The sequence below is a fragment of the Actinopolyspora mzabensis genome (assembly GCF_900101095.1).
Classification (GTDB): domain Bacteria; phylum Actinomycetota; class Actinomycetes; order Mycobacteriales; family Pseudonocardiaceae; genus Actinopolyspora; species Actinopolyspora mzabensis.
Genome location: NZ_FNFM01000011.1, coordinates 58,479 through 71,944, shown reverse-complemented (window position 1 = coordinate 71,944; position 13,466 = coordinate 58,479). Strand labels below are relative to the sequence as shown.

Genomic DNA, 13,466 nt, shown 5'->3' with positions numbered 1-13,466 from the left:
ACGATGCCCTCCGAACTGCGATTTCGGTTTCGTCGGGTGGAGCGGAACACCCCGGGAGGTCCACTGCGGACTGAGCTCTTCGGCGGAAGGCCCCTCTCGGAGGAGCGTGCGTAAGCCCGCCGCTTGTGATCGACTGACGGAGTCGTACTTCGCTCCGAGGTCGTGGCGGAAGAACGTCCCTCGTGGCACAAGCGGAGGGCAGCAGTGAGCACGTGTGACCATACCAGCGGTGTTGTCTACATCCACTCGTCACCCGGTGCGGTCTGCCCGCACGTCGAGTGGGCGATCGCGAGCGTGCTCGATACCCATTGCGGGTTCCGCTGGACCGCACAGCCCGCCGCTCCCGGACAGCTTCGCGCCGAGCACATCTGGTACGCCGAGCCCGGAACCGCCGCACGGTTGGCCGGGGTGTTGTGCACCTGGCCGATACTGCGTTTCGAAATCACCGAGGATCCCAGCCCCGGAGCGGACGGCGAACGGTTCTGCCACGTCCCGGAACTGGGGCTGTGGCGTGCCCGAACCGGTGCGAACGGCGACATCGTGGTCGCCGAGGACCAACTGCGCGCCCTGGTCGCCGACTGTCAGGACGCGGACAGCATGCGACACCGGGTGACCGAACTGTTGGGGTCCAACTGGGACGAGGCGCTGGAGCCGTACCGGGGGGCAGGGGAGGGGCCGCCCGTCGAGTGGTTGCACAGTGTCGGCTGACACCACCGCCTCGCCCCGAGCCCACGTCCGGGGTGAGTTCCTTATTCCGAGAGTTTTCCGTCGCGTATCGCAACGGTCCGGTCCGCATGCGTCAGGTGCTGGGTGTCGTGCGTGACCAGCACGGTGGCGATACCGTACTGCCCGGTCACGTCCCGGAGCAGCTCCACGATTCGTGCGCCGCGTTCCTGGTCCAGGGCCGCGGTCGGCTCGTCCACCAGCAGCACCTCGGGACGGGCCGTCAACGCCCGTGCGATGTTGACCCGCTGTCGCTCCCCGCCGGAGAGCCTGTTCGGCCTGCGGTGCTGTTTCCCCGACAGCCCCACCGTGGCCAGCAGCTGGACCGCCCTGTCCCGTGCCTGCCGGGCGGAACGTCCCCGCATGTGCTCGGTGACCTGCAACTGTTCGGCCGCTGTCAGCGATGCCACGAGGTTGTGCTGTTGGAACACGATCCCGATCCGGTTCAACCGCAACCTGCTCAACGCCGCACCGCGCAATCCGGTGAGATCCGTTTCGCCCACGCGGACCGAACCCGCCGTGGGGCGGAGGAGACCCGCCGCAACGGCGAGCAGACTCGACTTGCCCGAGCCCGAAGGCCCGGTCACCGCCAGCAGTTCGCCGGGTTCGACCCGCAACGAGACCTCGTGCAGCGCGTGCACCGTTCGTTCCCCGTCGGGATAGGTCAGCCCGATCCCGTGCAGTCTCAGAGTCATCGTCCGGCCCCCAACGCCGTCAGCGGTTCCACGGAAGTTATGCGGCGTACGGCCAGCGCCGCTCCGACCATGCCGAGCGCGATCATCACCAGCACCGGCATCAGCGTCGTGCGCACGGTCAGCTCGAACGGCACCACTTCCCCCGCAGCACTGCCCACCGCGACGCCCGCCGCTCCGCCGAGCCCCGCCCCGGCGAGCAGCACGATCAGCGACTGGGTGAGCGCGTCGCGCAGCAGGTACCCGGTGGATCCGCCGAGTGCCTTGAGCACCGCGACATCACCACTGCGTTGGATCGTCCACACGGTCAGGAAAGCGCCGATCACCAGTGCCGAGATGGCGTACAGCAGCAGCTGCATCATCAGCAGCGAACCGTTCTCGGAGGAGAACGAGCCGACCGCTTCCAGGCTCCCCCCGCGGGTTGCCGAGAGCGTGTTCGCGGCCGAATCGGCCTCGGACAGCCGTGCTTCCGGTGCCGCATCGACGGTCAGCACCGTGGCGAGTGGCGTTTCCGCTCCCGCGCCCCGCGCGGCACGCAGCTCCCGCCAAGTGTCCAGTGTGGTCCAGATTACCGGGGTGTGGCTGTAGAACTCGTCCGAGGTGATCGCCCCCACCCGCAGCTCACCCGCGGCGGTGGACAGCCGGTCCCCGGTGGCCAGCTGTTGGTCCTCGGCGAGGGATCGGCTGATCACCACGCTCGAGTCGGACGTTCCTGCCGGGACTGCGGGTGCGTCCGGTGGCAGACCGAACACGGTGGCACTCGCCTCGGACTCGGCCGGGGTCCCCACCCGGGTGGTCGTTATTCCCAACGGAGTCACTCGCCGCACACCCGGCGTGTTCTCCCAGACCGTGCGTTGTCGCGCGGTCACCGTGCTGTCGGCGAAGGACTTCTCCGGTCGTTCGTTTCCCACAGCACCGAACACCAGATGTGTGGCGGGAAGGTTTCTCACGGCTGATACCGAACGGTCGGCCAGCCCCGAGGTGAGCCCGGAAAGCAGCACGATCAGCAGAGTGATCAGCACTACGACCGAACCCATCAGCGCGAATCGCCCCCTGGCGAAGCGGATGTCTCGGATGGCGACGAACACGGGTCACTTCTTTCCTGGTGGTTGTCCTGAACCGCCCGCGGCGCCGCTCGGGCGGCCGGGGCCCGTCACCCACTCTCGCCGTGCCGCGCCCTGCCGCCATCGACATCGGGATCGATATCCGGGGGTCATCCGATCGAGGCGAAAGTCAATCGAACGATTGATGCCGTCCCCGGGCAGCCGCGTGGAGACTGGTTTCGGGAGCACCGACGTGCCACGCACCGCTAAGCTGCCGAAGTGGGAGGGAACGAGTCGTTGACCGGGCACGAGCCCAGTGGCTCCGTGGTGCTGCGGGTGCTGCGTGCGGCGCTGCACACGGGTTTCTACCTGCTTCTCGTGATCGCCACCACCCGGTTGTTCGCCACCGACCGGCCCCGGGGCGTCATGATGCTCGCGCTGTTCGGGGTGCTCGCGCTGGCAGCGCTCTACGCCGTGGGGGCGCTACCTCGGCGCGTGGCCCACCACCGGCGAGCCGCCCTGCTCTGGCTGGCCTGCGTGACGGCGCTGTGGGCCGCCCTGCTGGCTGTGAGCCCGGACTTCTCCTGGATCGCCTTCCCGCTGTTCTTCCTGCACATGCACCTGCTGCGCGGTCCGCACGCCGTCGTGGCCGTGGTCGTCGTGACGGCACTCGTGATCGCCACCCAGCTGGCACACGCCGAGGAGTTCAGCGTCGCCATGGTCCTGGGACCGAGTATGGGGGCCGGATTCGCTGTCCTCGTGGCGTGGGGGTACGCGGCCGTCCACCGTGAGAGTCAGCAGCGTCGCCTGCTGATCGAGGACCTGCGCCGGACACGCTCCCAACTGGCCGTCTCCCAGCACGAAGCAGGTGTCGCAGCCGAGCGGGAACGTCTCGCGGGCGAGATTCACGACACGATCGCGCAGGGACTTTCCAGCGTGGTGCTGCTGCTGCGCGCTGCCGAGGCCGCGCTGCCCGCCGAGTCGACCACCGCGCGTGGGCATCTCGTGGAGGCCCGTGACACCGTCTCCGAGAACCTCGCCGAGGCGCGCGGACTGGTCAGCGAGCTCGGCCCGCCCGCACTGAACGAGGGCGGGCTCGCCGATGCGTTGCGGAGGCTGTGTGAGCGCGTGGAGCGTGAGTCGGGACTGCGTTGCCGGTTGCGGCTCGACGGAACCGCTCACGGTCTGCCCGCCGATTACGAGGTGGCCCTGCTGCGTGCCGCTCAGGCCAGTCTGGCCAACGTGGTGCAGCATGCCGGGGCCGACTCGGCGACCGTCACGCTCGGATACCTGCGCACCGAGGTCACACTGGACGTCTATGACGACGGTGTCGGTTTCGACCCGGTGTTCTCGCGTGCTCCGCGCCCGGACGGCAGCGGTTTCGGGCTGCGATCGCTGCGTGAGCGAATCGAGCGGTTGGGCGGTGTGTTCGAGCTGGAGAGCACCGGCGGCGGAACCGTGGTGGCGATCAGACTTCCGTTGCGCGAGGAGGTGAGCCGGTGAACGAGCCGGGAAACGAGCCGCTGCGGTTGCTGCTGGTCGACGACCATCCCGTCGTCCGCCGCGGGCTGCGCGCCATGTTCGACGAACGCTCCGACATGCTGGTGGTGGCCGAAGCGGAGGACGGTCGTGCGGCTTTGGACGTGCTCACGGGCACCAGCGTGGAGGTGGTGCTGATGGACCTGCGCATGGGAGGCGGCATGGACGGCGTCACCGCCACCGGGAGGATAACGGCCCTGCCGGATCCGCCCGCCGTGCTGGTACTGACCGTCTACGACACCGACGCCGACATCCTGGCCGCGGTGGAGGCCGGAGCGACCGGATACATGCTCAAGGACTCCCCGCCGGAACAGCTCGCCCAGGCGGTTCGTTCGGCGGCGCGGGGCGAAACCGCGCTCGGCCCGAACGTCGCCGCTCGGCTGGTCGAGAGGCTGCGCGGTCCCGAGGAGGCGTTGAGCCCGCGCGAGGTGGAGATACTCCGGATGCTCGGACAGGGACTGTCCAATCGCGCGCTTTCCCGGGAGCTGTTCATCAGCGAGGCCACGGTCAAGACGCATCTGGTGCACATCTTCGACAAGCTCGGGGTGGACAACCGCACCGCGGCGATCACCACCGCCATACAGCGAGGCATCATCCGCCCCACCCCGTAGAACTTTTCGGGATGGTCTGCCAGGCGGGGCGGGTGGCGGAACCTCTGGCACGGCTCTCGCCGCGGCGAGGGCCGACATCGGGTAGCGGCCTACACCACGTCGGGCCTTCCTCGCGAGTGCCGCAGGAAGAACCCGCGGCGGCGCCCACTGCGGGGTAGTGGGAGTTCACCTTGCGGGAGCGGTCCGAGTTCGGCCCGCGTCGAATCGAAGCCGCTCGGCGGATCCGCTCCACGTTTCGCGAGCGGGTGTATCCGCACGGGAGGCTCCCGTTGTGCTCGGTGTGGATCGAGCGGTGAGTTTCCGGTATGGCACGCTCGTGGGGTGCCGTCGAAATCCGCGCCCTCCGCGCGAGGGCTGTTGCTGTGGGCTCTCCCGATCACCGCCGTGGCCCTGGTCGGCGCGGTCGCCGCCGGCCTGTTCGCACGAAACGTCTACGGCGATGTGGCGCAACGTGCCGAACCGGTTCCCGAGAGCTCCGCGGCACCCACCCCGGAGGGTGATCCTCCCGGCACCGGAAGGGTCGCCCTGAGCGAGGGGGCACGGCGGCATCCGGACGCCGAGACCGTGCAGCAGCTGCTGCAGGAGCACTTCGACGCGATCAACGAGAACAAGTACTACCAGTGGCGCAACACGGTGGTCCGTGCCAAGCGGATCAACCAGCCCTTCGAGCAGTGGCAGCAGGAGTACAGAACCACCGAGGACGGCACGGTCGTGATCCACCGGATCGTTCCAGGACCCGAGGCGACGATGCGGGTGATCATGACCTTCGTCAGTACGCAGGATCCCGCCGACGCGCCGAAATCCATGCCCGCGGAGTGTCTGCGATGGCGGGTCGTCTACCGGATCGTTCCCACCTCGGAAGGACTGCGGCTGGGCCAGGGACTGCCGGACAGTTCGTTGCCGCGGCGCTGCGCCGAGAACTGACCCGCACCGTCTTCCTCCCGCCGCTACCCGATGCCGGATATCCGGAGCGAGAGCCGACGGGAGGTTCCGCCGGGTGAGTGGTTCGCCAACCCGAGCGGAAGAGTCCGGTGAGAACTCACAACGGGATGTTGCCGTGAGCACCACGCCGCGGTTCGGCCTCGTGCAACGCCCGGGCCAGCCGCGCGCGGCTGTCACCGGGGTCGATCACTTCGTCGACCACGCCGATGGCCTTGGCTCGATCGACGCCGCCGGAAGTACGCTGGTGTTCCTCGGCCAGCCGGTCCTGCAGCGCCTCCCGCTCCTCCTCGGGAGCGGCCGCGATCTCCTTGCGGTGCAGCACCCCCACGGCGGCGCGAGCTCCCATCACCGCGATCTCGGCCTGCGGCCAGGCAAGCACGGTGCCCGCACCGAGGGAGCGGGCGTTCATGGCGATGTAGGCACCGCCGTAGGACTTTCGCATTATCAGGGTGACGCTCGGAACGACCGCCTCGCCGAAGGCGTGCAGCAGCTTGGCGCCGCGTCGTACCACCCCGCCCCATTCCTGGTCCACGCCCGGCAGGTAGCCGGGAACATCGACCAGCACCACGAGGGGGACACCGAACGCGTCGCACATCCGCACGAAACGGGCCGCCTTCTCGGCGGACAGCGAGTCCAGACAGCCGCCCTTGCGGATCGGGTTGTTGGCCAACACTCCCACTGCCCGTCCACCGAGCCTGCCCAGGCCGGTGACCATGTTCGGTGCCCACTCGGCCTGCAGTTCCTCGAAGACGGTTTCCCCGGAGACGTCGGTGTCGAGAATTCGCCGGATCACCGGTTTGACGTCGTAGGCCCGCCGCGCCGTGTCGGGCAGCAGCGCCCCCGGGTCCTCAACGCCGGTCTCGACGGTGTCGAGATCGAAGCTCCCCTGGTCCGTCAGCAGGCCGGTCACCCGGCGGGCACGCTCGTAAGCGTCCGGCTCGTCCGAGGCGACCACGTGCACCACGCCCGACTTGGTGCCGTGGGCGTCCACACCGCCGAGGCCGTCCTGGTCGATCTGCTCACCGGTCACGCTGCGCACCACGTCCGGCCCGGTGACGAAGACCCGTCCCGACGGCGCCATGATCACCACGTCCGTCAGCGCCGGACCGTAGGCCGCGCCACCGGCGGCGGGCCCCAGCACCACCGAGATCTGGGGAACGCGCCCCGACGCCCGGATCATCGCCGCGAACACCTGACCCACCGCGTCCAGCGCCTCGGCGCCCTCGGGCAGGCGCGCGCCACCGGAGTGCCACACACCCAGCACCGGGCATTCCTCGGCCACGGCGGTGTCGATCGCGGCGACGATGCGGGAACAACCCGCACTGCCCATCGCCCCACCCTTGACCGTTCCGTCGGTGCAGTAGGCGATGACGGGCGAGCCGCCGATACGGCCGCGCACCGCCAACACTCCGCTGTCGTCCCGCTCGTACAGCGCGACGATCGAATCGGTGTCCAGCAACTGCGACAACCGCAGCTCGGGGTCGCGGGGATCCCAGTCTGTCCCCGAGGTTTCGGAATGAGACGCCACTGCTGTCACGGGATTCTCCGATGTCGAAAGTGGGGCGGTGCAGGGTCGGGGGGGGGGGGGGCGTCGCCACCCGGATTCCGGGAGGCGACCTCGTCGGATTGTCGGCCGTGGCGCTCGCGGCGCCCTCAACTCCTGGTGAAGGCCAGCGCGACGTTGTGGCCACCGAACCCGAAGGAATCGTTGACCGCGGCCGTCGCGTTCGTCTCGCGCGGTTCGCCCGCGATCACCTCGAGTTCGACCTTGGGGTCGGGGTTATCCAGGTTTCGGGTCGCCGGTATCACGCCGTGATACAGCGACAGGATCGTGGCGATGCTCTCCACCGCGCCCGCTCCGCCGACGAGATGCCCCAGGGCACCCTTCGGGGCCGTCAGCACCACGTCGTCGCCCAACGCCTTGCGGACGGCAGCGGCCTCGCCGACGTCGCCCACCACCGTGGAGGTGGCGTGCGCGTTGACGTGCCCGATGTCCGTGGTCGACAGTCCGGCGGTTCCGATGGCGGTGTTGATCGCGTTGATCTGCCCCAGACCGTCCGGGTGGCTGCCCGTGATGTGGTAGGCGTCGGCGGTGATGCCCGCCCCGGCCAGCCGTCCGTAGATCCTGGCACCGCGCGCCGCCGCGTGCTCGGCGCTCTCCAGCACCACGACACCGGCACCCTCGCCCATGACGAAGCCGTCCCGGTCGACGTCGAACGGGCGGGAGGCCCGCTCCGGCTCGTCGTTGCGGGTGCTCAGCGTGCGCGACTGCGCGAAACCCGCCACCGTGATCGGGTGGATGCACGCCTCCGCACCACCGGCGACGACCACGTCGGCCCGTCCGGAGCGGATCATGTCCATCCCGGTGGCCAGCCCCTCCGAGCCCGAGGCGCACGCCGCGGCCGGGGTGTGCACCCCCGCGCGTGCCCTGAGCTCCAGGCTCACGTGCGCGGCGGGCCCGTTGGGCATGAGCATCGGAACGGTCAGCGGCGAGACCTTGCGCAGCCCCTGCGACTTCAGCGTCTCGTGCTGATCCAGCAGGGTCATGGGGCCGCCGATGCCGGTCCCGATGGCGACGCCGAGCCGCTCGGGCTCGACGGGCTCCGCGTCCTCGGAGGGCAGCTCGAAGCCCGCGTCGCTCCACGCCTGGTGTGCCGCGATCAGTGCGATCTGTTCGCAGCGGTCCATGCGCCGCAGCCGGACCCGGGGCAGCACCTCGTTGGGCTCCACCGCCAGCGGAGCGGCGATCCGGCTGGGCAGTTCGTAGGTGTCCACCCAGTCGGCTTCGATCGTGCGGGTACCGCTGGCGCCGTTCAGCAAACCGTCCCAGGTGGACGCGACGTCCCCGCCCAGCGGGGTCGTCGCGCCCATCCCGGTGATCACAACGTCCTTGGTCGTCATGCGTTCTTGACGATGTAGTCAACCGCATCGCCCACGGTCTTGAGGTTGGCCAGTTCATCGTCGGGGATCTTGACCCCGAACTTGTCCTCGGCCTGGACGGCGATCTCCACCATGGACAGCGAGTCGATGTCCAGGTCGTCGACGAAGGACTTCTCGACGGACACTTCCTCGGCGTCGACCCCTGCGACCTCTTCGACGATGCTCGCCAGGCCCGAAGTGATTTCCTCGTTCGTCACGTTCGTTTCCTTCCTGCTTCGATTCGCTCGACGTCGTCGGTCGGCAGGTGCCGACCGGTTCTTCGTCCGGTCACGGACAAATGATCACCTGGCCGCCGTAGGACAGTCCCGCCCCGAAGCCGACCAGTAGCAGCACGTCACCACTGTTGATCTCCCCTGCCGATCGCATGTGATCGATCGCCAGCGGGATCGAGGCGGCCGAAGTGTTGCCGGAATGCACGATGTCACGAGCCACGACGAGATCGTCACGGGCTCCCTGTTGCCGCAGTTTCTTCGCCACGGCCTCGACGATCCGCAGGTTCGCCTGGTGCGCCACCAGGGCATCCACATCGGACAGCTGCAGTCCCGCCTGCTCCACCGCTCGCGCGGCAACCGGCGCCACCTCCGAGGTGGCCCAGCGGAAGACGGTCTGCCCTTCCTGGTAGATGTAGCGGTTCTCCCGCAGGTAGATGGTGTCGACCATGTCACCGGCACTGCCCAGTGCGGCGGGCCCGATGGCGGGTTCCTCGGCCGGTCCCACGACCGCGGCGCCCGCGCCGTCGGCGAAGATGATGCAGTTTGCCCTGTCCTCCCAGTCCAGCCACTCCTGGAACCGTTCGGCGCCGATCACCAGTACGCGGCGCGCCGAACCGCCACGAATGAAGTCGGAGGCGGTGTTGAGGGCGTAGCAGAATCCAGCGCAGGCCGCGTTGAGATCGAACGCCCCGGGAGTGGTTATCCCGATCCGATCGGCCACTTGGGCCGCGGCGTTCGGGATGGGTCCGGGCATGGTGCAGGTCGCGATGATGACCTGATCCACATCGGCGGGGGAGAGTCCCGCGTCGGCGACGGCCTTCGACCCCGCCTCCACCGCCATGCTCACGACCGTCTGGTCGTCCTCGCCGAGCCTACGACTGACGATCCCCACTCGTTGCTGGATCCACTCGTCGTTGGTCTCCACGTACTGGGTCAGATCGTCGTTCGTGACGACCCGGTTGCCCTGCGCGCTGCCGAAGCCGAGGACCCGGGTGGCCGCGGGGCCACTGGTCTGGCGCAACGTCGAAGGTTTGCTCACGAATCGCTCCCGGAGTCGGCCCGGCCGTGTTCGGCCAGTACTTCCGCGACCTTGTCCAGGTCGGCGGGGGTTTTCAGCGACACCGTCTTGGTGCCCTTGAGGTCACGGCGAATCATGCCCGAGAGGGTTCCAGCGGGCGGGAACTCGATCGTGGCGGTGACACCGAGCTCGCCGAGAGTGGCCATGCAGGAGTCCCACCGCACCGGTCGAACGACCTGCTCGACCAGTCGGTGCAGTATCTCGTCCCCGTCGGTGACCGCGGTACCGTCGGCATTCGACAGCATCGCACGTCCGGCGTTCGAGACGGAAAGCTTGTCCGCGTGCACCCGCAGCGCTTCCCGCGCGGGCGCCATGAACTCGGTGTGGAACGCACCGGCCACGGCCAGCGGTCGCACCCTGGTGTTCTCCGGCGGGTTCTCGGCCAGTTCCGCCAGCGCTTCCTCGCGGCCGGCGGCGACGATCTGGCCCGCGCCGTTGCGGTTGGCCGGTCGCAGCCCGAGCCGGTCGAGCCGGTCCAGCACCTCGTCCTGATCACCGCCGAGGACGGCCGACATCGAGGTCGACTCCGCGGCGCAGGCGGCGGCCATCTCCCTGCCGCGCACCGCCGTCAGCGACATCGCGTCCTCGAAGCTGAGTACACCCGCGATGGCGGCGGCCGCGAGTTCGCCCACCGAGTGCCCGGCAACCGGTGCGTCGAGCGGCAGTTCGGGGTGGCGGCGCCACATCTCTTCCGCCGCGAGCAACGTGCTCGCCACCACCAGTGGCTGGGTGACAGCGGTGTCCTTGATCTCTTCGGCGTCGGCCGTGGTGCCGAGTCGTACGAGGTCGAGACCGGTGGCCTCGGACCACTCGGTAAGCCGTCGCTCGGTTCCGTCCAGTTCCAGCCACGGTTGGAGCATGCCGGGCGTCTGGGCGCCCTGGCCGGGAGCTAGCAGCGCGATCACACTCTTCACTGAACACGTCGCACCCAGGGTGACGTGATGCTGACATCAACTAAGTCAATGTCGATTTTTTGTGGAAACCCTACAAAGACGCTGCATCGGTGATGCTACCAGTCACGGCCCGTCTTGTTGATTGTGGCCGGTGGGTGACAACCGGATCAACCGTACGTTTTGCCACGCGCCACCCCCTTCGTATCACCGGAGCCTGCCGAGGTCGTCGTAACCAGCCTCGACCGGTGCGGTTCGCCTCGGCTGTGGGCCCGCCTCGCCGCGTTCCGTGACGAGGAGCAGAGCGGGGAGAACCAGTCATGTCCCGCGGGACCTGGCCAGCCTGGCCACCCCCAGCGCCACCCGCAGGGTGTGCGCCCCGCGCGGATTGGACGGGCTGCGTCCGGTCACCTCGGATATCCGGCGCAGTCGGTAGCGAACCGTGTTGGGGTGCACGTACAGCTTTCGTGCGCAGCTCTCCAGCACACCTCCCACCTCAAGGTAGGTGTCCAGCGTCTCCAACAGCGTGCCGCCCGCCTCGTTCAGCGGTGCCACGATCGTTTCCACCAACAGCCGTTCCGCCTCCGAATCACCCGCCAGCGCCCGCTCCGGAAGCAGGTCCTCCGAAGCCACCGGTCTGGGGGCCTCCGGCCAGGCGACCACGGCACGCAGTCCCGACATGGCGTCCTCGGCCGACCTGTGCGCCTCCGCCAGACTGGGCACGGTCGGCCCGATCACCACCGGTCCCTCCTCGAAGGCCTCTGCGATGGTGCTCGCCGGGTCCCGCACGGCACGTCCGTCCGAGGCCTCGCCGAACACCACCACCAGCCTGCTGCCCTGCACGACGAGGAGTACCGACCTGCCGGCGCGGGCGGCTCTGCTGCGTACCTGGTAGACGATCGTCGGCGGGTCGTCCGAAGGCGCGCTGCCGACCATCACCGTGGCCTCCGAGGACGGTTCCCAGCCCAGCGCCGCCGCGCGGGAGAGCAGCGACTCCTCCGTGTCGCCTCGGACGATCCCGTCCACCACCAGCGCTTCCAGCCGCGCGTCCCAGGCGCCGCGGGCTTCCGCCGCGGCCGCGTACGACGTAGCGGCGGCGAACGCGATCTCGCGGGTGTAGCGCAGGATCGACTCCGTCAGCAGGATCCGTTCCCGCTCGTCCTCGGCCAGGTCGGGCAGCTGTTGCTCGAAGACGTCGATGGCGGTACGCACCATCTCCAGGGTCTGTCGCAGGCTTATCCAGCGGGAGAGGTCCCGGGGAGCCGCTCGGAACGCCTCGGCGGTGAGCCTGATGGACTCGGAGGGGTCCTGCAGCCAGGAAACGAAGTTGGAGACCCCGGTCTGGGTCACCAGCAGTATGTTGGACCGCTGGTCGGCGGGCAGCCGGGAGAACCAGGCCAGCCGGTCCTCCATGGCGGTGATGCTCGCGGTGGCCAGCCCCCCGGAAGCACGCTCCAGCTTCCGCAGCGTCCTGGCCGACAATTCGGTGCGTTCGGTCCTCGACACGTTCGTACCGTGGGTTTCCGGTTCACTGCCGCCCGCCATGTCGACCAGCTTCGCACACCGCTCGGTTCGCACGAGGTGGTCAGGTGGCCCGCGCAGGGGCGGAACCGGGAAGACGGTCAGCAGAGGGTTTCGGAGCCGCCCGTACCGGTCCCGCCTGCGCCTTCCCGCTGCTCGGCTCGACCGTCCCGCACCCGTAACAACCTGTTCACCAGGGAGGGGAAGGTGGCCAGCGCCTCGGGGTCGTCCAGCAGTCGATTCAGCCGTTGATAGTAGCGGATCGCGGACAGTCCGAACCGTTCCTGGATGAGCCGTTCCTTGGTGCCCGAGTGCCGCCACCACTCGTTCTCGAAGGCGAGAATCGCCCGGTCGGTGTCGTTCAACCTGACTCTCCCTGGAGACGAGATGTCGGCGAGCTCCACGGGCCCGGCTAGCCCCACGGGCGAGTGAAGCGTGGTGATTTGCTCCGGCGGCTCACGGGCCGTCCCACGACGCGATCACCGCGTGGGCGCGGTGCGTCGGTCCGCCGTCAGTCTACGCGTGAGGCTCGGTGAAAGTCCGGATGGGAGGAAACGCACGCCGACCGCGTTCGGCCGTCGCGTCGCGCGCTCCGGTGTCGCTGTCCTGCTGCTGTTCGCGGTCTACGCCGCCGCGGAACTGGGTGGCATGGCCATCCGGCAGGTCGTGATCACGTCGATCTCGGCGTACGGCTGGGTCGCCTGGTACCGCCGGCGTGACGCGGTGCACGGCGTGATGGTGCGCCGTGGCACGGCCGGTGAACGGTGGTGCCTCCTGACGGTGCTGCTGCTGGGCTCAGCAGTGTTCGGCGCGTTGCTGCGGGGGCTGGACGCCTGCTGGGGCCCTGGCCGGAGGCCTGGATCTTCGTCGGCACCGTGGTGGCTATCTGGGTCCGGGGCCGAGAACTGCTGGAGTTCCGGCTGATCTGGCTGACGGTGGACGCGGTCAGCGTGCGGTTGCGGCTCGTGTCCGGTCTCTGGTTCAGCGCGGCGATCCACCTGGTGTTCGCGGTGTTGGTGCTGCACGGCCGGTTCAGCCGGCAGCGCACCGCCCGGCGAGATCTCGACCGATCGGACGCCGGGAACGAAGCCATGCCCAGCGGCCGAGCCGCCCCCGCGACGTCGGGTGAACCGTCGTCGTGTTCCGCCGGACGGAAGCCGTGCGGACGGTTCCGCCACGTCCCGTCCGGCTGCGCGAGCGCTCCTGCTCGCCCTCGGTGCGTTCACACGAGTGGCAGCGGGGTCGCGGCAGGGCAGCGGGCGGTGGGACGGGCGG

The 13,466-nt window shown here is 69.1% G+C and carries 14 protein-coding genes and 1 pseudogene; 6 read left to right on the top strand and 9 right to left on the bottom strand.

Going from position 1 to position 13,466, the window contains the following annotated elements:
• Window positions 1-204: 204 nt before the first annotated feature.
• Window positions 205-708, top strand: coding sequence for a DUF3145 domain-containing protein (locus BLR41_RS18340; RefSeq protein WP_092630570.1), 504 nt, complete (start codon window positions 205-207; stop codon window positions 706-708).
• A gap of 41 nt (window positions 709-749) precedes the next feature.
• On the opposite strand, the gene BLR41_RS18335 is transcribed toward BLR41_RS18340, so the two are convergent.
• A complete protein-coding gene (locus BLR41_RS18335; protein ID WP_092630568.1) occupies window positions 750-1,418 on the bottom strand; it encodes an ABC transporter ATP-binding protein in 669 nt (222 codons plus the stop codon).
• Window positions 1,415-2,503, bottom strand: coding sequence for an ABC transporter permease (locus BLR41_RS18330; RefSeq protein WP_092630564.1), 1,089 nt, complete (start codon window positions 2,501-2,503; stop codon window positions 1,415-1,417). Before BLR41_RS18330 ends, BLR41_RS18335 begins: the two co-directional genes overlap by 4 nt.
• A gap of 252 nt (window positions 2,504-2,755) precedes the next feature.
• On the opposite strand from BLR41_RS18330, the gene BLR41_RS18325 reads away from it, so the two are divergent.
• The 3 genes from BLR41_RS18325 (at window position 2,756) to BLR41_RS18315 (ending at window position 5,532) form a co-directional block, all read left to right on the top strand.
• Window positions 2,756-3,961: a sensor histidine kinase gene (locus tag BLR41_RS18325; RefSeq protein WP_092630982.1), complete on the top strand. Its 1,206-nt coding sequence runs from the start codon at window positions 2,756-2,758 to the stop codon at window positions 3,959-3,961.
• The gene (locus tag BLR41_RS18320) at window positions 3,958-4,608 is read left to right on the top strand and encodes a response regulator (RefSeq protein WP_092630561.1); all 651 of its coding nucleotides are present in this window, start codon (window positions 3,958-3,960) and stop codon (window positions 4,606-4,608) included. Before BLR41_RS18325 ends, BLR41_RS18320 begins: the two co-directional genes overlap by 4 nt.
• A gap of 357 nt (window positions 4,609-4,965) precedes the next feature.
• Window positions 4,966-5,532, top strand: a complete 567-nt coding sequence (locus BLR41_RS18315) for a hypothetical protein (RefSeq protein ID WP_245694460.1) — start codon at window positions 4,966-4,968, stop codon at window positions 5,530-5,532.
• A 115-nt stretch (window positions 5,533-5,647) separates the two neighbouring features.
• On the opposite strand, the gene BLR41_RS18310 is transcribed toward BLR41_RS18315, so the two are convergent.
• The 7 genes from BLR41_RS18310 to BLR41_RS18280 all read right to left on the bottom strand — a co-directional run bounded on the left by BLR41_RS18310 (window position 5,648) and on the right by BLR41_RS18280 (window position 12,556).
• On the bottom strand, window positions 5,648-7,087 hold the full coding sequence (locus tag BLR41_RS18310) for an acyl-CoA carboxylase subunit beta (RefSeq protein ID WP_092630554.1): 1,440 nt from the start codon (window positions 7,085-7,087) through the stop codon (window positions 5,648-5,650).
• Between the two features lie 116 nt (window positions 7,088-7,203).
• A complete protein-coding gene (locus BLR41_RS18305; RefSeq protein WP_092630551.1) occupies window positions 7,204-8,451 on the bottom strand; it encodes a beta-ketoacyl-[acyl-carrier-protein] synthase family protein in 1,248 nt (415 codons plus the stop codon).
• Window positions 8,448-8,687: an acyl carrier protein gene (locus BLR41_RS18300; RefSeq protein WP_092630548.1), complete on the bottom strand. Its 240-nt coding sequence runs from the start codon at window positions 8,685-8,687 to the stop codon at window positions 8,448-8,450. Before BLR41_RS18300 ends, BLR41_RS18305 begins: the two co-directional genes overlap by 4 nt.
• A 70-nt stretch (window positions 8,688-8,757) precedes the next feature.
• Window positions 8,758-9,741 carry a beta-ketoacyl-ACP synthase III gene (locus tag BLR41_RS18295; protein ID WP_092630545.1) on the bottom strand — a complete coding sequence of 328 codons (984 nt, stop codon included), beginning with the start codon at window positions 9,739-9,741 and terminating at the stop codon, window positions 8,758-8,760.
• On the bottom strand, window positions 9,738-10,685 hold the full coding sequence (locus tag BLR41_RS18290; RefSeq protein ID WP_176798057.1) for an ACP S-malonyltransferase: 948 nt from the start codon (window positions 10,683-10,685) through the stop codon (window positions 9,738-9,740). Before BLR41_RS18290 ends, BLR41_RS18295 begins: the two co-directional genes overlap by 4 nt.
• A 303-nt stretch (window positions 10,686-10,988) precedes the next feature.
• Window positions 10,989-12,215, bottom strand: coding sequence for a PucR family transcriptional regulator (locus BLR41_RS18285; protein WP_176798051.1), 1,227 nt, complete (start codon window positions 12,213-12,215; stop codon window positions 10,989-10,991).
• 77 nt (window positions 12,216-12,292) lie between these two features.
• Window positions 12,293-12,556, bottom strand: a complete 264-nt coding sequence (locus BLR41_RS18280; protein WP_092630539.1) for a DUF3263 domain-containing protein — start codon at window positions 12,554-12,556, stop codon at window positions 12,293-12,295.
• 130 nt (window positions 12,557-12,686) lie between these two features.
• Here BLR41_RS18280 and BLR41_RS23185 point away from each other — a divergent pair, with 130 nt between their 5' ends.
• Together BLR41_RS23185 and BLR41_RS23890 are read left to right on the top strand one after the other, a co-directional pair.
• Window positions 12,687-13,115 carry a nicotinamide mononucleotide transporter gene (locus tag BLR41_RS23185; protein ID WP_218120237.1) on the top strand — a complete coding sequence of 143 codons (429 nt, stop codon included), beginning with the start codon at window positions 12,687-12,689 and terminating at the stop codon, window positions 13,113-13,115.
• Window positions 13,076-13,162 (top strand): annotated as a pseudogene (locus tag BLR41_RS23890) (nicotinamide riboside transporter PnuC); the annotation flags it as partial. The gene BLR41_RS23185 and the pseudogene BLR41_RS23890, both read left to right, overlap by 40 nt.
• Window positions 13,163-13,466 lie beyond the last annotated feature (304 nt).